This is a genomic window from Mangrovimonas sp. DI 80 (assembly GCF_001975575.1).
Taxonomy (GTDB): Bacteria; Bacteroidota; Bacteroidia; order Flavobacteriales; family Flavobacteriaceae; genus Mangrovimonas_A; species Mangrovimonas_A xylaniphaga.
The window spans coordinates 409,430-427,762 of record NZ_MSDT01000004.1 but is presented as its reverse complement, the minus strand read 5'-3'; the positions used below and the strand labels follow the sequence as shown (position 1 = coordinate 427,762).

Sequence of the window (18,333 nt, the reverse complement as noted above, 5' to 3'; positions counted from 1 at the left end):
CGTTGCCCCTAACTCTTTTAACTGCGCAAATATTGGTGAAAATACCGTAACCCTCACCATCAATGACGGCAACGGAAACTCCTCTACAGCTACAGCTGTCGTGACGGTTGGCGACAATTTAGCGCCTGTGACAGCTTCTGTCCTAACCCCGGTGACCGTGGACTGCAACGGAACGCTTTCCGTTCCAACGGCCCTTGACAACTGTACCGGTTCTGTGACAGGGACTGCTTCCGCACCCCTATCCTTTGTTGAGGGAGGCTCCACAACCATCAACTGGACTTTTACTGACGGTAACGGAAATACAAGCTACGCAACCCAGATATACAACTATGACGACGTTACAGCACCTGTTGCCGTTACTGAAAACATTACCGTTTATCTGGACGCTTCTGGAAACGCTTCCATTGCCCCTGAAGATGTGGAAAACGGATCCACCGATGACTGTGGAACTATCAATCTGGTGAGCGTTGCCCCCAACTCTTTCGACTGTAACGATATTGGGAACAATACCGTAACCCTTACCATCAATGATGGCAACGGAAACTCCTCTACAGCTACAGCTGTCGTGACGGTTGACGATAATGTCGTTCCAACGGCAATATGCAAAAACATCACCGTGCAATTGGACAGCAGCGGAAACGCTTCCATCACTGCCGGGGATATCGACAACGGTTCCAATGATGCCTGCGGAATCGCTTCCATGGCCATCGACCAGACTGCTTTCAACTGTTCGAATATCGGTGCCAACTCCGTAACGTTGACCGTAACGGACAACAACGGAAAGGTTTCAACCTGTACGTCTACCGTGACCGTTAAGGACATTATAACTCCCACAATAATATGCCCTGCCAGTATTACTTTAGAAAACGATAACAATATTTGTGGTGCCGCAGCCACTTGGACCGAACCTACAGGAAATGATAATTGTACAGATTTCACGATTTCAAGCACTCATGATTCAGGAGACATATTCCCTGTTGGAACAACAACAGTGACCTACACAATAACTGATGCTTCTGGAAATAACTCATCATGCTCCTTTAATGTAACTGTAAATGATACCCAAGCACCTTCAATAACTTGCCCAAATAACTTAACAATTGGAACCAGCAATGATGGGACTGGAAACTGTACAACTACAGTTTCTATAATTACTCCTTCTACTTCCGATAATTGTGGGGTAAAATCAGTTATTGCAAAAATTGGAGGAACAACCATCTCTCCTTCAAGCTATGTATTTCCTATTGGAGACACTACAATAACTTGGATTGCCACGGATAATGCTGGAAATTCAACGCAATGCTCCCAAACCATCACAATTGAAGACAACGAAAACCCCAATATTAGCTGCCCTCCAGATCAAAACGTAAGTTTTGAAAACAACTGCCAATTTACACTTCAAGATTACACCTCTCTTGCTTCCACTTCTGACAACTGTGATAACAATGTAGTTGTAACTCAAAGCCCACTTTCCGGATCTTTGTTAAATGGGGCTGTAACTGTAACACTTACTGCAACTGACAGTTCAAACAATATAAGCACCTGTTCTTTTGAAGTTATTCCTTCGGATAATGAAGCTCCAATTGCCTCTTGCCAGAATTACACCGCTATTTTAAGTCCGAATGGAACCGTCAATATTTTTGCTGACAATATTAACAATGGATCTACAGACAATTGTGGAGTAGCAAACATGACGGTTAACCCAAGTTCTTTTAACTGTAGTAATGTAGGGGCTAATACAGTTATTTTTACAGCTTATGATAATGCAGGAAACAGTGATAGCTGTACTGCAATAGTGACGGTTGTAGATGAAACTCCCCCAACAATGCAATGCAATGATTTTGTAGTAGTATTGGACGCCATTACTAGAGACGCCTTCATTGAACCTGAAGATGTAGACAACGGATCTTATGACGCTTGTGGTATTGCCTCCATGACAGTATCCCCCAATGTGTTTAAAGAAGCTGAAGACGGCCTATTGTACACCACAACAACTACTTTAACAATTACTGATATAAACGGCAACGTAAGCACCTGCACACCTACAATCACTGTTGAACCTCCTAAGAATTTGTTCACTTATATCACAGGCGAAATTATTGATCCTATTCCGGACAATCCACAACCTCCTGGGCCATTAGTAGAGGTTACGGCCTGTCCTGGAGAATCACAAGAAGCAGTAAAAGTAAGCTTCAATTTACAAGGTATTGCTCCATACAATTTACAGGCTACTGATGTAGTACATTGGGAAGCATCCTATAATTATGGGGAAACATGGAATACTTTAGGAAATTCTGGAGGCACTTTAACCTACATCCTAGCCAATATATCCAACGATACTTTTGTAAGAGCATATATTATCGACCCTGACAGTGGCAATTACAAAACAACAGCTGAAGTATATGTTAGATTTTTACCACCCGATGAACCACCAACGATTGTCGACTATACAAATACCTTTATATGTTTAGGAGACTCTGTAACTGTAAATGCTATTAGCTTTTTTGATCAACCAAATGGTCAATTTGGTGAAGGAGGAGAATTTAATTACGCACAACCTGATGGCTGGAGGGTAGATGGTCAAGATGGCTTCTTCCCGGCAAGTGGAAATACCACCACGCAACCAACATGGAAAGAAACCAACTCTAACAATAACCAAATATTTAGTGGAATTAATTATGATACCACTGATAATACAAAATTCGCCATGGCAAATGGAGCTAGCAATAATACAACTCTAGAAACACCTGTATTTACTACTATTGGAATGACATCCAGCGAAGCTATTTTAACCTTTGACACTAGCTTCTACTTTTGTGGAAATGGCTATGGGGAAATTTGGCTATCTTTTGACTCGGGAAACACTTACACCGTTCAATTATCTACAATAGAAAATTATGATTTCGACTCACAAGATGGCGAACCTACAACATCTGGAGTAGTTTTGGCTGAAGGAACAGGTAATGCCGGCTGTATAGGCCAAACATCTCCACGAATGGTTCCTGCCTCAATAGATTTAGGACCTTATGCAGGGCTTTCAGGTCTTAGAGTAATGTTTAAGTTCTTTGGAGGGGACTCATGTGGAACAATTGACAACAGTTATTTTCAAAATCCCAACAATGTAAGCTGTGGAGGAAAAGGAAAAGGTACAGACCTATCCAGTGGTTGGGCCGTAGATAAAGTAGGGTTTGCATATGCCTATGTGGAAGAGGAGTTGGAATGGACAGACGAAGACAATAATGTAATCGCTGTTGGTTCCACAGCAACTGTAACCCCAATTACTCCAGGAATTAGAACATATGGTGTTACATCTCTGGTAAATGGATGTAGGACCAATAACGATGATGGTACCGAATTTATTGATATAGAAACTAGTTTAGCTTATGCAGGAAAAGATTACTCTCCTCTAGATAGTGAATGTGGGGAAAATACACTTCAGCTCAACGCCTATGACAATAGTAAAACAGCTGTTCAAAATCATGCCAAAGGAGCTTGGACTGAAAACCTATATGTTGTTCCTAACACTATCAATGGGGATACAGATTATTTAGGTACTGGTATGGGAGGAACTTGGAGTGTTATTAACTCTAGCTTTGAATCCTGTGGAACATCTGCAGTATTCTCAAGTGATTCAGACCCTGATGCCATTTTTACAGCTGACCCAGGAACATACACATTAAGATGGACATTAGACAATGGATGTTTTGATGAAGTGAATGTTGTAATTAAAGATTGTCCAACTATAGACTTCGATGGTTATAACGACTACGTTACTTTTAAAAACAATTACAATTTAAACTCTGAGTTTAGTATAGAAATTTGGGCAAAGCCAAATTCAATTGATGGCACCAGAACTGTTTTTTCAAGAAAAGATGCCGAAAGCAAAACAAGTGGCTATGATTTAAGTATACTAAATGGAGAAATAATATTCAGTTGGAGTAATGCTTCAGGAAGTGGATCTGTAACCTCAAATGGAAATAAAATCAGTACCAATAGATGGTACCACTTGGCTGTTACTTTTGATGGTTCATTGTATAGTCTTTACGTTGACGGAATAAAACTAGGAACTTCAAGTGGTGCTGCACCTGATAATACCAGCGGCAATATAGAGGCGCTTTTAGGTGCCATGGATAGAGCAAATCCTAAGACTCCAACAAACTATTTCCACGGTTGGGTTGATGAATTACGAATTTGGAACAAATCCTTAAATTCTGAACACATCCACCAGATGATGAATCAGGAAATTCAAGCTTTGGGATCTGATGTTGGAGGAGTTGTAATAACCGACAAAATTTCTGGTCCTGATTATGATAACGACGGAATTGATGACGATTCTTTATTATGGGATAACCTAACGGGCTACTATAGGATGAACCTAGTTTGTGGAGATCTATCAGCATACAAAGGTGTAAGTGGAAGATTGAGAAACATTACTTCTAGTCAACAACAAACAGCTCCTTTACCCTATTTGACATCCAAGGCTGGAAATTGGAATAATACCGCTAACACGGCCTCTCCATGGCTACATTATACCGTTTGGGATTACCCCAATAGTTCCGGAATTAATGGTGAAAAAATTGACTGGAATATAGTGAAAAGCTCTCATAATGTTATCAGTAACACTCAAGATTTAACATTATTAGGACTATTGGTAAATACTGGAAAAATTACAATAACCGATACAGGAACCCAAGACGAAACCAACTTAGGCCATGGCTTATGGATAACCCATTATCTAAAATTAAATGGACAAATTGACCTTATAGGGGAATCTCAATTAGTTCAAAAAAGATACAATACCGATCAATTGAATGAAAGTGTTTTGGATCCTACAAGTAGTGGGTTTATAGAAAGAGACCAACAGGGAACATATAATAAATATAATTACAATTATTGGAGCTCTCCTGTAAGCCCTATAAATTCAGGACTCAATGCTGATTATTCTGTAGGCGCAGTACTTTTTGATGGGACAGACTCTTCAAACCCCAAGACCATCACATGGACAAGTGGCCATGATGCAGCTCCAACTTCTCCAATAACCATGAGTAGTCGCTGGATTCATAAATTTAATGGAGCAGCAAATACCTATTCCACCTGGTATCGAGTAGGTAATACCGGTAGTATAGAAACGGGAAGTGGATTTACTATGAAAGGTAGCGGAACTAGCAATGAATACCAAAACTATGTCTTTAAAGGAATTCCTCATAATGGATTAATTGAAAATCCTTTAGCCGTAAACGATGAAATCTTCTTAGGCAATCCATATCCTTCCTCAATAGATGCCTTGGAATTTATTAAAGATAATATCCCAGGACCGAATGCAAACCCCGGTAGCTCAAACTCAATAGACGGAACATTACAATTCTGGATCCACTACAACACAAACAATTCTCATAACTTACAAGAATATGAAGGTGGTTTTGCCTTGTATAATTTATTAAATGAAGGAGTGCCTCCTGTATCGTCCCAGAATATCTCTACAGATGGTTATTGGATCAGTGGATTGGGAAGTTCCGATTTAAAACCTGGACAGTTTATTCCTGTTGGACTGGGATTTGTAACAACCGCTGTTGAAGAAGGTATGGGGGGAGATGTCAAATTTGAAAATGACCAAAGATTCTTTAAAAGAGAATCCAATCCTAGCGAATCTATTTTCCTAAGACAAGTCAATAACCAAGAGAAGCAAAATCAAAACTCATCTTCTGATCCAATAAAAAAAATCATTCTTAGTGCTAAAACACCTGAAGGAGCTATTAGAACATTGTTACTAGGGTTTGTTTCCAATGCTATTGTTACTGACGGCTTCGATTATGGATACGATGCTAGAAATCTAGACTCATATCCATCTGACATTTCATGGTCAATCAATGAGCTACCTTTTGTTATTCAAGGTGTGGGTGAATTTAATTTCACCAAACAATATCCATTAATTGTTGACATTGCTACTTCAGGAACTATCGAAATTTCACTTTTGGAATTGAAAAACTTCAATGAGGATATTAATGTATATTTATATGACTCCCTTATGGGTACATTTTCACCAATCAATGATATTAGTTTTCAAACTGTCTTGAATAAAGGGGAATACACGAATAGATTTTTTATTGCTTTTCAAGACAAAAACGCTTTAGCCATTGAAGATTATAAACATCAAAGTGTTACAATTAACTATTTACATAATAGCAAAGAGATACACATTAAGACACCAGAAAGCCTAAATGTCAAACAAGTTTACCTTACTAATATTATTGGACAAACAGTAAAATCATGGAACCCCACAAACATCTCCATTTCGAATGATTTTAAAATTCCCATAAAAAATATCTCGGATGGCAACTATATCATAAAAATAGTCACAGATCGAGGAGTCTTTAATAAGAAGGCCATCATTAAGCAATAACCAATATTTCACTATATACATTAAAAAAGCAACCATTTTATTTTGGTTGCTTTTTTAATGTTGCTTTTATTTCAAAAATTACTTACATATAAAGAAAAAAAATAGCAATTCATCGAATATTTTATATATTTGGTCTATATAAATGTATTTTTGTGCATACTCACACAATGAAAGATAATATAGGAATCCGCTCTAATTATCTAATCTCTTTTAAGAGAATACTTTGCTATCCCCTAATTTCAAACAAATTATTTATATGATAAAAAACTACCTCTGCCTTGTCCAGTTGGTCCTTTTTACATTAACAACCAACCTTTTAGAAGCCAAAACCAATCAACTTTTCAATTACATCAGTTTAGACAATGTTTCTATCGTTTTTGAAGAAACAGGTACCAATATAACTGTACCCACTAGTGGCAGTTCATTATTTTACGCACCTCTAGATACAATTTCCTGTATTACCGGATTTGTGGTTGAATTGGATGAAAATGGAGAAGCCACAATTAACCCAGAAGACATAGAGACTTCCGGTTTATACGACAATGATCCTGATAAAGAATTAATTATATCTCCAGCTCAAATAACTTGTGATCATATTGGTATTATAGACGTGACTTTATCACTTGTTTTAAGTACTGACACTTCAGTTATTTTAGAAGAATGTACTAGCTCCATAACTGTAGTTGACAATATCCCCCCGGTATTGGATTGTTCTTCTTTAGGAGGAAATTTTGATACAGATCCTGGACTTTGTACTGCTTCCCTAAGCTTTGTGGCTTATGCAGAAGACAATTGTTCTCAAAACATTACCTATACCATATCTGACTCGGGAGAAATAATTACTGCGTTTCCTTATAATTTCCCTATAGGAACTACTACAGTAATAGTTGAAGCAGATAGTAATGGTCTTATAGATCTTTGTGAATTTGACGTTGTCGTTACGGATATTGAGTCCCCAACAATCTCAGGGATGAAAGATATAACTTGGGGATGTGATTACTCGGTTACAGCTCCTATAGCAACAGATAACTGTGGAGGCGCGATTACGGGAACAACCTCATCACCTACAACCTATGATTCCAATGGCACCTATTCCATAGATTGGAATTTTGATTATGGAAACGGAATTGTATATATAGCCAAACAAAAAATTACCATTCAAGAAATAAGCTGTAATGTAACGGTCACTCAACACGTAAGTTGCTCTGGAAATAATGATGGAATTGCTAATTTGAATATCTCTGGAGGAGTTGCTCCTATTACTGTAGATTGGAACGGAAAAAATCCTAATGCCCTTGCTGCAGGCACTTATACCGTTAATGTTACAGACGCTAATGGCTGTTCAACTTCTTGTTATGTGACTATCGAAGAACCTGAAGCACTTTCAGCTACATCAACACAAATTTCTCAAGTAAGTTGTAATGGGAAATCAGATGGTGAGGCTACTGTAAATGTATCTGGAGGTACTGCCCCTTACTCATATACTTGGGACAATGGGGAAAATGGTGCTACAGCCAATAATTTGGAGGCAGGTATACATTCGGTGACTATTACTGACTCTAATGAATGTAGCATTTCTACAAACGTAGAAATTACCCAACCCCAATTACTTTCTGTTCGTTTCGATGACCAAACTAATGTATCCTGTAAATTTGGATCAGATGGAAGTATAAGTGTCACGCCCATTGGAGGGACTCCTCCCTACACTTATCAGTGGTCCAATTCTACTGGATTTTCAAGCTCAGCTAAAGATATTAACAATTTATCCCATGGATATTATACAATTAGAATAACCGATAGTTCTGGGTGTCAAACTATTGATAATATCCATATCACTCAACCACCTCAAATAAGTATACCTTTTACTAATACAGATGTATCTTGTCATGGTTTAAATGATGGATCCATTACGGTTAATCCTTCAGGAGGAGTTCCGCCATATACATATATATGGAACACAACTCCCACCCAAACTGGACCTACTGCCTTTAACCTATCTAAAGGGAGCTATGAAGTGTTAGTAACCGACTCTAACGGTTGTAGCAAAACAAGAACTGTTTTTATTTCTGAGCCGTCCCCTTTAGTTGGTTCAGGTTCCTACACCTCTCCTACCTGTAATGGGGAGTCGGATGGGGCTGCTAGTGTATCTGTATCCGGAGGAATGCCCCCATACTCCTATCAATGGAGTATTTCTGCTGAATCAGCAACAACAGATTCAGTATCTAATTTATCTGCAGGATATCATATAGTAACAATAACCGACAGCAATGGCTGTCAGGAATTAATAGAATTTAATGTAACTGAACCGGCCCTTGTAACAGTAAATGTTTCTGGAACTGAAGGATGCCTAATAAATGGTTCAAATACAGGAGGAAGTGCTACTGCAACACCCTTAGGAGGAACGGCTCCCTATTCATACTTATGGAATACAGGTGCAACTACACAGACCATTTCTGATTTGCCAGCTGGAACCTATACAGTAACGGTTACAGACAGTAGCGGATGTTCTTCTTCTCCAACTAGTATCACAAATGCAGCTCCAACAGAACTTACGGTATCAACTACTTGGACAAACACGACAGGAGATAGAGCTTCAAATGGTTCGGCCTCTGTAACACCTTCTGGAGGTGATGCCCCCTACACCTATCTTTGGAGTAATGGAGAAACTACCTCATCTATTTCGGGGTTGTCCTCAGGAACTTATACAGTAACCATTACTGATGAAAGCGGATGTACTTCTTCCTCAACTGTATATATTGGTGATCCTTTAAGCGCATCCATGACAACCTCATCTGAATGTGTGGATATCGATGATTTAGAAACCTTAACAATTGTTCCAAATATTTCAGGAGGTATTGCTCCCTTTACCCTTACATGGAATTTTGGAACAGATTCTCAAACATCTCCTGGAATTTATAGTGGTACACAAACTGTGAAATATGCTACTGCAGGTGACAAAGTAATAACCCTATCCGTAACAGATGCTTCTGGCCAACGCACAACCATAAAACAATCTCATAATTTGGGAATTTGTTATACCTATAATGTGGACTGTTCACAATGTAATTCAAATGATTTTGTTATTGGTGATTTTTATATTGGTGATGAAGATGGTAATCCAATTGAAGAATGTACTGGTGGAACAGCCATATCTGTCTACGTATGGTTTACTACGCCAAGTTCCGCCAAACCGAAATATAACTTATATGTAATTGTTGGATATGAGGTAAAAGATGCCCTAACAGGTCTAACTACTTCTCAGTATATTGAAGACTGCTTGTATCAAGGACAACCTGTCCCCACAAGTAGCCAAGGACAACTTCTCTTGGATGATGACTATATCTGTGGAAATCAAATCACTTTAACAGGATTACTTTATTCTTGGAAACAGCACGAAGATTCAGACTGTTTGCCGTCAAAACCAAAATGTAATTGTGCAAGTGATGCAATTACTGTAATTGCTCCATTGGCTGCCGTAGCCCAAACTACTCCTGTAGATTGTAACGGCAATTCAACAGGTGCAGCTACCGTGAACGCCACTGGAGGTGAAGCTCCTTATACCTATTTATGGTCCAACGGTGTTACAAGTGATACTATTTCCAATGTTCCAGCTGGAACCTATTCCGTAACGGTAACTGATGCTGCAGGTACTATTACAACTGCTAATGCTGTTATTACAGAACCCGCCCTATTAACCGCAACAGCCAATGTTTCCAGTAATTACAACGGAGAGGACATATCTTGTTTAAATGGCAATAATGGAACGGCCACAGCGACTCCATCCGGCGGAACAGCACCTTACTTCTATGTATGGTCCAATGGTCAAACAACCGCCACTGCAACCAGCTTACCTGAAGGAACTTACACGGTAAACATTACAGATAGTAATGGATGTACATTTGAAACAAATGTTACCTTAGAAGACCCAGAAGAAATTCTAACGAATATTACCTCTACAAATCCAACTTGTTTTGGGTCCACAAATGGTTCTGCAACTGTTTCGGTTACCAGTGGAGGTATAAGTCCTTTCACCTACCAATGGTCTAATGGACAAACCTCACAAACCGCTAATGGACTAGTTGCAAACACAAATTATTCTGTTATTGTTACCGATGCCAATGGGTGCTCGGTTTCAAATTCAGTGACTCTATCGCAACCAAATGCATTGCAAGTTAGCATGACTAAAACTCCTGCTCTTTGCTTTGGAAGTAACGGAGGTACTGCAACAGCAACTCCTTCAGGAGGAACTGCTCCTTATTCATATGTATGGTCCAATGGTCAAACAACCCAAATTGCATCAAACTTAAGTGCAGGATCTTATACTGTAACGGTTACAGATAACAATGGTTGTCAAGAAATTAAATCGGTTACCATTACACAACCATCCCAATTAGCGGCTACAGCAGAAGCTTTTGATGCATCCTGTTACAATGCCTCCAATGGTTATGTTACGGTAACGGTGGAAAATGGAACCCCAGGATACACCTATTCCTGGAATACTTCTCCTGTTCAAACAACAGCTACAGCATCTGGACTTTCAGCTGGAACTTATTCGGTTACAATTACTGATGCCAATGGTTGTACAACCACTGCTTCAGCAACCGTAAATGAACCAGTCGAATTAACCTCCACCATTAGTGGAAATAATGTTTCCTGCTATGGATTTAATGATGGTTCAGCATCTGTATCTGTATCAGGAGGTACTGCTCCTTATGAATATACATGGAACACTTCCCCTGTACAAAATACTTCTGTGGCCAACAACTTAACAGCCGGAAACTATGAGGTAATTATTGAAGACGCTGAAGGATGTCAAATTACCAAAACAATTACTATCACACAATCTCAAAACTTGACCAATGCCAATGCCGGAGCTGATCAAACTTTGAATTGCGGTTTGGATACTGCCTTGTTAAATGCCAATACTCCTAGGATTGGTACTGGTTCTTGGTCATTGATTTCCGCACCTGCAGGGGCATCTACAACCTTTACAGATGTCAATCAGCCAAACGCTTCCTTTTCTGGTGATATGGTTGGGACTTATGTTTTAAGATGGACTATTAGCAGCGGAAGTTGCCCTGCTAAAACGGATGATGTTCAAATTACCTTATCGGAATGTAGCACCTTGGATTTTGACGGAGTAAATGACAACATCACCTTCAATAATCATTATGACCTAACTGGTCCATTCAGTTTAAGTGTTTGGGTGAAACCTGGTAGTGTTTCCAGTAACACTCAAACAATTCTCTCAAAAAGGGATGCTGGCACCCTTTCTACGGGTTACGACCTTAGATTGGTTAACAACACTATATCCTTTAGATGGAATGGCAACAGCTTGATTTCTCCTTATCAAGTAAGTACACAACGTTGGTACCACATTGCAGTAACCTTTAGCGGCTCAACTTACAAACTATACATAGATGGTATTGAAGTAAACAGCGCCAATGGTACTGCTCCTACATCCAACTCGAGAGAATTTATTGTTGGTGCCATGGATCAAACCACTACTCCTCCATTTAAACCTGTCAACTATTTTAAAGGCTGGATGGATGAGTTACGTATTTGGGATATCGCCCTTACTCAAGACCAACTTAAATTAATGATGAATCAGGAAATCGAGAATAATGCAGGAGCTGTAAGAGGCTTAATTATACCTCAAGAAATCCCTGGTTTATCTTGGAGTGACCTAACGGCCTACTACCATATGGACCAAGCGACAGATGTTACCAATGGATTCTTAACCGGAAATACCTCAACATCTTTCAATGGAAAACTTAGAAACATTACAACATGGCAAGAAGAATCTGCTCCTATTCCTTATAAATCAAAGTCCGACGGAATTTGGACAGATACATCCAATACCACTCCATGGTTATATGGAGACAGTGTTTGGGATTATCCTAATGGGACCGGTGTAAATGGTTCTTCCATTGATTGGAACATTGTAGTAACCGACCACAATATTTCTTCAGGCAATAAAGACATTACACTATTAGGTTTATTGAACAACTCAGGAGAACTCACCATAGCCGATCCTAGTACTCCTCAAGACGAGACTAATGATGGGCAAGGTTTAAGAATTACACATTATTTAAAATTAAATGGCAGCATAGATCTTGTAGGAGAATCTCAATTAGTACAGGATGAAGGCAGTGTTCTGGAAGTAGCTAGTTCAGGTTTTATTGAAAGGGATCAACAAGGAACTACAAATCTTTACAATTACAACTATTGGGGGTCTCCGGTAAGCCCTATAAACACAGGTTCTAATTCAGATTATTCAGTAGGCTCAGTACTCATGGACGGAACCGATTCGGCAAATCCTAAAGCTATTGTTTGGACGACTGGGAAAAATGCTTCTCCAACATCACCAATAACGATGAGTAGTTATTGGATCAATAAATTCAATGGAACAGCCAATACATATTCTGTTTGGTCTCGGGTAGGGAATACTGGCAACATCGAAAATGGAATAGGGTACACTATGAAGGGAAGTGGGGCAAATGGAAGCTACCAAAACTATGTTTTTAAGGGAACTCCACATAACGGACTTATTGAAAATGCTTTGACTGCCGGCGATGAAATATTCTTAAGCAACCCTTACCCATCAGCCATAGATGCTTTGGAGTTTATAAAAGATAATATCCCTGGTCCAAATGCTAACCCCGATAGTTCAAATGCTATAGACGGTACACTACAATTCTGGATTCATTACAATTCAAACTCTTCGCATAATCTTAAACAATATGAAGGGGGCTTTGCCTTGTATAATTTATTGGATGAGGGGGTACCTCCTGTTTCATCTAAATCATTCACTACTGATGGTTTTTGGATCAGTGGTTTGGGTAGCTCCGACCTAAAACCAGGACAATTCATTCCCGTTGCGCAAGGGTTTGTAACAACTTCAGTTGAAAACGGTACGGGTGGTTATGTTAAATTTGAAAATGATCAAAGATCCTTCAAAAGAGAATCAAACCCTAACCAATCAATTTTCTTAAGAAATTCAAATGTGCAGGAGAAAAAAAGTCTTAATTCATCTTCACCAATCAAAAAGATATTTATCAGTGCAAAAACCCCTGAAAACACTTTCAGAACTTTATTGCTTGGATTTGTTTCAGATATTGAAGTTACTGACAGTTTTGATTATGGATACGATGCTAGAAATTTAGACTCCTATCCCTCGGATATTTCATGGTCAATTAATGAGCAGCCTTTTGTCATTCAAGGTGTAGGAGAGTTTGAGTCATCTAAACAATACCCATTAATTATTGAAACCGTTACTGAAGGAAATATTGAGATCTCACTTATAAAATTAAAAAACTTTAAAGAAGACATAGACCTATATATTTATGACTCAGAATTAGATTCTTATGCTCAAATAAATGAAGTCAACTATTCTATTAAATTAAATGCAGGAACCTATAAAAATAGATTCTACCTTACATTTGAAGAAGATAATTCTCTATCTATAATTGACAAGAATCTACAAAATATCATTGTAAACTATCTTAACAACAGTGAAGAGATTTATATCCACACTCCAAATCATATTAAGGTAAAACAAGTTTATCTTACAAACATTATTGGACAAACTGTTAAATCTTGGAATGCTACTAATACTACTAATATGGCAAGTGATTTTAAACTTCCAATCAAAAAGGTATCAGATGGCAACTACATCATTAAAGTAGTAACTGACAAAGGTACTTTCAATAAAAAAGTAGTTATAAAATTAGATTAAAAACACCTTAACTAAAAAAAAGCAGCCCAACAAAAGGCTGCTTTTTCTTTATAATTAAATGATGCGCATTAAAATATTTGAAAATCAGATTAAACTTATACACTAGGAATTATCCACCAATTAACCCTAAGTATGGAAAACAATCAAATAGATCTAGCTAAAATTACTTACTCTAAGTTCTCTAAAGAATTAAAAGTAAAAGCATCCCAAGGAACCAACTTAAAGAATGTTTCCGTTTACAATGTATTGGGACAAAGGATTCTTAATAAAACAAGATTAAACAGCAACGAAACAAGCCTTATTTTTTCTAGAGTAGAAAATCAATCTTATGTTGTAGTGATTGAAAGCTCCGAAGGGGTATTCAGTAAAATAATTGCTCTAAATAATCTTTAATTAACAAAGAGCAAACAGTATAGAAAATAAAAAGAGCCGCTAACTAGCGGCTCTTTTTTATAATTGTTGTATCCAATCAAACTTAATCTTGATTAGATTCTGTGGAGTTCTCATCCAAATACAATGGCACGCCATCAGCATTTAAGTCGTTAGTTGGATCTCCATCGTTATCTAAATCTTCATGCTTTGTCAAGACATCGTCTCCATCATCATCTACATCTAAAAAGTTAGGTACTTCATCCTCATCGGTGTCATCATTGTACAAATCTTTATCTCCATCCAAATCTTCCAAATAAGAAGGTACGCCATCACTATCGTGATCATTCACCTCGGTTTGGTACAATTCAAACTTAAAAATCAAATTGGAATAAGAAGGAATGTCTGTTTGTGCCGAAGAAAAATACCCCAATCCTGAAGGTAAAAACATCGCACCAAAACCGTAGTTTTCGTAAGTAACCGTTCCATCTCCATTTTCAACAAATGACGTAGAGGCATTGAATTGTGGCAACACTTCTCTCCATCCCGGAATTACACCAAGCAAGTCAAAATCAGTATCGGCATTTACGGTACTATCAAACACTTCCTCATCCATTGTATTTCCAGAATAGTTTACCAAAACACTGTCCGAAAAATGAGGCATATCCCCTCCTCCTTGGTTCAACCTCAAAATGTAGTATTCATATTCCGTTTCCTGATAGGTAGTTGTATGAGTTTCCACAGCGTCAATCAACAAGGTATTGTTTTCAGGGTCTGGCAATTCCAAATAGTTCCCATCATCATCTGTTGGCAATTCAGAAATCACCAAATCAGACAACGTATAATTTCCAGGAGAGGTAAATGTAGAAGCATTGTAATAGTGCGTTTCAAAATACCCCATTAGAGAATCTCTATCTGTCACCTGCTGCTCTACTCTGTCTCTTTCAGCGACTGTAGTACTTCCGTCATCATCCTTATTACAGGACACAAATCCCAAAATCAATCCAAGTATTAATACATGGTAATTTTTTAATTTCATATGCCTTATTTTTTAACCTTAAGCCATCGCCACCTTAAAAGTTGGTTTTGAAGACCTATCGTGTAGTTAAGTTATTTTCTTTTTCTATGTGCATTCTGTAAGCCAGAACACAACAATATTGCGTAATTTTAAGTGCGCAAGATACAATATTATAATACTTTTGTACAAAAAGATTAACGTAGTTTTTATTATTTTAATATGCGGATTGACAAATATCTTTGGTGTGTGAGATACTATAAAACAAGAAGTATTGCAACAGAAGCCTGTAAAAAAGGACACATAAAAATCAATGAGCAAGTAGCCAAACCGAGCAGGGAAGTTTTTATATCGGATACTGTAGAATTACGAAAGGACCAGATCAACTATAAATTAAGGGTGAACGATATTCCTCCCAACCGTGTTGGTGCAAAACTGGTAGACATTTATAGAACTGATTTAACCCCTAAGGAAGAATTTGAAGCCAAAGAACTTTTGAAGTATTCGCAGGATTACTACAGAAAAAAAGGCACTGGGCGTCCAACCAAAAAGGACCGCCGGGATTTAGAAGACTACCATGATGAAAATGATGATTGATTTTCCCTTTTTTGAATTTTCTCCTTTATCTTTGACAAAACAACAGAAACCATGACTGCCACAAAAAATACCATACTAACGCATCAGGAAATCCAACATAAAATTCGTCGTATTGCCTATCAAATTTATGAAAGCAATGTTTCGGAAAAAGAGGTCATTTTAGCAGGAATTGATAGCAATGGTTACCTCTTAGCTCAAAAACTTAAGGCCACCTTGGATGAAATTTCAGATATTACAACGGTATTGTGCAAAGTGATTATTGACAAAAAACATCCTTTGGAAGCGGTTAAAACCTCTTTAAAAGAAGAAGAATACACCAACAAATCCATTGTATTGGTGGACGATGTTTTAAACTCTGGCAGTACCCTTATCTACGGTGTAAAGCACTTTTTGAATGTTCCATTGAAACAGTTCAAAACTGTGGTGTTGGTAAACAGAAACCATAAAAAATATCCTGTAAAAGCCGATTTCAAAGGCATTTCCCTATCCACTTCTATTAAAGAGCATGTAGAAGTGATTTTGGAGGGAGATACTTATGAAGCATTCTTGCAATAAGCAAGATGCTTCAATCTTCTGCTTTCAAAACTTCTTCAACAATTTCATCTATTGACTTTCCATCGGTAATTATCGTTACCTCACTTTGACTATAAAATGGGGAACGCTCAAAAAGATGCTTGCCTATAAACTCAATAAGAAGTTGGTTAGAATTCAAATGAGCAATCATTGGGCGCTGTTCCTTTTCTGTAAACAATCTATCTGTTAAAGTAGGAATGGTTGCCTTTAAATACACACTCTTTACATTAGTAGCTGATAATATCCTTTCCATATTATTGGCATAACAAGGTGTTCCCCCTCCCAAGGAAACTATCATCGACTCATTTTGATCGATAATTTCTTGAAGATATTTGGTTTCGGCCTTTCTGAAATAAATTTCCCCTTTCAATTTGAACAACATTTTTACGGACATTTCCTCCCTTTCTTCAATAAATGCATCCAAATCCAAGAATTTGCAGTTTAAAATTTCGGCCAATTTAGCACCAACTGAGGTTTTACCTGAGCCCATGTATCCTATTAAGAATATTTTTTCCATCATGTTATATATTGATTTCTAAAACCATATGTCTATACAGGGCAAAAAAACGAAAAATTATTTTGAAAACGGTTTGGAAAACCAATAAATCATCATATATTTGCACCCGCATTACAAAACGACTAGGTAGCTCAGCTGGTAGAGCATAACACTTTTAATGTTAGGGTCCTGGGTTCGAACCCCAGCCTGGTCACAAAGTAAAAGTTAAGTGAATAACTTAACTTTTTTTATTAAGTTGACCGTATGCGCACGTGGCGGAACCGGTAGACGCGCTAGCTTGAGGGGCTAGTATCCATTAGGATGTGGAAGTTCGAATCTTCTCGTGCGCACAGAATGTAACGGCTCACGAAAGAGACGTTAAAAACCTCAAAAATATTAAGACTAGGTAGCTCAGCTGGTAGAGCATAACACTTTTAATGTTAGGGTCCTGGGTTCGAACCCCAGCCTGGTCACAAGAAAAAAGTTAAGCAGAAATGCTTAACTTTTTTTGTTTCTATTGGTCAAAAAGACAAAACTGCCTATTCGTTTCCTAACAAACTTTCTACCTGCTCTTTAACGGTATCGCTATTCCAATTGGCAGCACCTGTTTTATCAATCACAATAGCGCCATTCTTATCAATTAAAAATGTTCTTGGTATAGTAGATACTTCAAAATTATTTGGAGGCGCTTGAAGCGGTTTATACGCCTTAAAACTATAGTCTTTCTTCTTTAAAAACTCAGTAACCACAGCATCGTCCTCGGTGCTTACAAATATAAACACGACTTCATCTTTGTAGGTTTCATAAAGCGCTTCCAAACTATCCATTTCTGCAATACAGGGAGGACACCAAGTGGCCCAAAAATTTACCAACACCACTTTACCTTTACAGGTTTCAAAATTTAATATTTCACCGGTATTATCCTCTAACTTCCAATTATAAGTGCTCAACACCTCCCTATCTTCAACGTCCTGTACCGAAGGTCCAAACAAGGCCAAACCTTTGTTCAACAGCAATTGAATGGGAAATCTAGTTTGTGGCACAAGCAACAATACTAACAGTATTAAAAAAACAATATTTTGCTTTTGAGATTTGTTTAATTTCATAATGTAAATATGAGATATTTTGTATTACACTACAACAAA

The 18,333-nt window shown here is 37.9% G+C and carries 8 protein-coding genes and 3 tRNA genes; 8 read left to right on the top strand and 3 right to left on the bottom strand.

The features are described 5' to 3' along the window. The 3 genes from BKM32_RS09700 to BKM32_RS09690 all read left to right on the top strand — a co-directional run. A partial coding sequence (locus BKM32_RS09700; RefSeq protein ID WP_123812094.1) for an HYR domain-containing protein occupies window positions 1-6,400 on the top strand: 6,400 nt, incomplete at its 5' end. Window positions 6,401-6,656: 256 nt separating this feature from the next. Next, window positions 6,657-14,138: a LamG-like jellyroll fold domain-containing protein gene (locus BKM32_RS09695; RefSeq protein ID WP_076663618.1), complete on the top strand. Its 7,482-nt coding sequence runs from the start codon at window positions 6,657-6,659 to the stop codon at window positions 14,136-14,138. Window positions 14,139-14,270: 132 nt separating this feature from the next. Continuing rightward, window positions 14,271-14,531, top strand: a complete 261-nt coding sequence (locus BKM32_RS09690) for a T9SS type A sorting domain-containing protein (RefSeq protein WP_076663617.1) — start codon at window positions 14,271-14,273, stop codon at window positions 14,529-14,531. Window positions 14,532-14,613: 82 nt separating this feature from the next. Here the strand turns inward: BKM32_RS09690 and BKM32_RS09685 are convergent, their stop codons facing one another. After that, on the bottom strand, window positions 14,614-15,546 hold the full coding sequence (locus tag BKM32_RS09685; RefSeq protein ID WP_076663616.1) for an FKBP-type peptidyl-prolyl cis-trans isomerase: 933 nt from the start codon (window positions 15,544-15,546) through the stop codon (window positions 14,614-14,616). A 198-nt stretch (window positions 15,547-15,744) separates the two neighbouring features. On the opposite strand from BKM32_RS09685, the gene BKM32_RS09680 reads away from it, so the two are divergent. Continuing rightward, window positions 15,745-16,119 carry an RNA-binding S4 domain-containing protein gene (locus tag BKM32_RS09680; RefSeq protein ID WP_076663615.1) on the top strand — a complete coding sequence of 125 codons (375 nt, stop codon included), beginning with the start codon at window positions 15,745-15,747 and terminating at the stop codon, window positions 16,117-16,119. A gap of 51 nt (window positions 16,120-16,170) precedes the next feature. Continuing rightward, on the top strand, window positions 16,171-16,674 hold the full coding sequence (locus BKM32_RS09675; protein ID WP_076663614.1) for a phosphoribosyltransferase domain-containing protein: 504 nt from the start codon (window positions 16,171-16,173) through the stop codon (window positions 16,672-16,674). 10 nt (window positions 16,675-16,684) lie between these two features. Here BKM32_RS09675 and BKM32_RS09670 read toward each other — a convergent pair whose 3' ends face one another. Next, the gene (locus BKM32_RS09670) at window positions 16,685-17,212 is read right to left on the bottom strand and encodes a shikimate kinase (RefSeq protein WP_253187445.1); all 528 of its coding nucleotides are present in this window, start codon (window positions 17,210-17,212) and stop codon (window positions 16,685-16,687) included. 117 nt (window positions 17,213-17,329) lie between these two features. Between BKM32_RS09670 and BKM32_RS09665 the strand changes: the two genes are divergently transcribed. The 3 genes from BKM32_RS09665 to BKM32_RS09655 all read left to right on the top strand — a co-directional run bounded on the left by BKM32_RS09665 (window position 17,330) and on the right by BKM32_RS09655 (window position 17,661). Next, window positions 17,330-17,402: transfer RNA gene (locus tag BKM32_RS09665), tRNA-Lys, on the top strand. A gap of 52 nt (window positions 17,403-17,454) precedes the next feature. Continuing rightward, window positions 17,455-17,538: transfer RNA gene (locus tag BKM32_RS09660), tRNA-Leu, on the top strand. A 50-nt stretch (window positions 17,539-17,588) separates the two neighbouring features. Next, window positions 17,589-17,661: transfer RNA gene (locus BKM32_RS09655), tRNA-Lys, on the top strand. Between the two features lie 66 nt (window positions 17,662-17,727). On the opposite strand, the gene BKM32_RS09650 is transcribed toward BKM32_RS09655, so the two are convergent. Beyond that, window positions 17,728-18,294, bottom strand: a complete 567-nt coding sequence (locus BKM32_RS09650; protein ID WP_076663613.1) for a TlpA disulfide reductase family protein — start codon at window positions 18,292-18,294, stop codon at window positions 17,728-17,730. Between the last annotated feature and the right edge of the window lie 39 nt (window positions 18,295-18,333).

Bases quoted from the DNA above. Each gene is read 5' to 3' on its own strand.
- BKM32_RS09695 (WP_076663618.1), top strand. From the start codon at position 6,657: ATGATAAAAAACTACCTCTGCCTTGTCCAGTTGGTCCTTTTTACATTA.
- BKM32_RS09690 (WP_076663617.1), top strand. From the start codon at position 14,271: ATGGAAAACAATCAAATAGATCTAGCTAAAATTACTTACTCTAAGTTC.
- BKM32_RS09685 (WP_076663616.1), bottom strand. From the start codon at position 15,546: ATGAAATTAAAAAATTACCATGTATTAATACTTGGATTGATTTTGGGA.
- BKM32_RS09680 (WP_076663615.1), top strand. From the start codon at position 15,745: ATGCGGATTGACAAATATCTTTGGTGTGTGAGATACTATAAAACAAGA.
- BKM32_RS09675 (WP_076663614.1), top strand. From the start codon at position 16,171: ATGACTGCCACAAAAAATACCATACTAACGCATCAGGAAATCCAACAT.
- BKM32_RS09670 (WP_253187445.1), bottom strand. From the start codon at position 17,212: ATGATGGAAAAAATATTCTTAATAGGATACATGGGCTCAGGTAAAACC.
- BKM32_RS09650 (WP_076663613.1), bottom strand. From the start codon at position 18,294: ATGAAATTAAACAAATCTCAAAAGCAAAATATTGTTTTTTTAATACTG.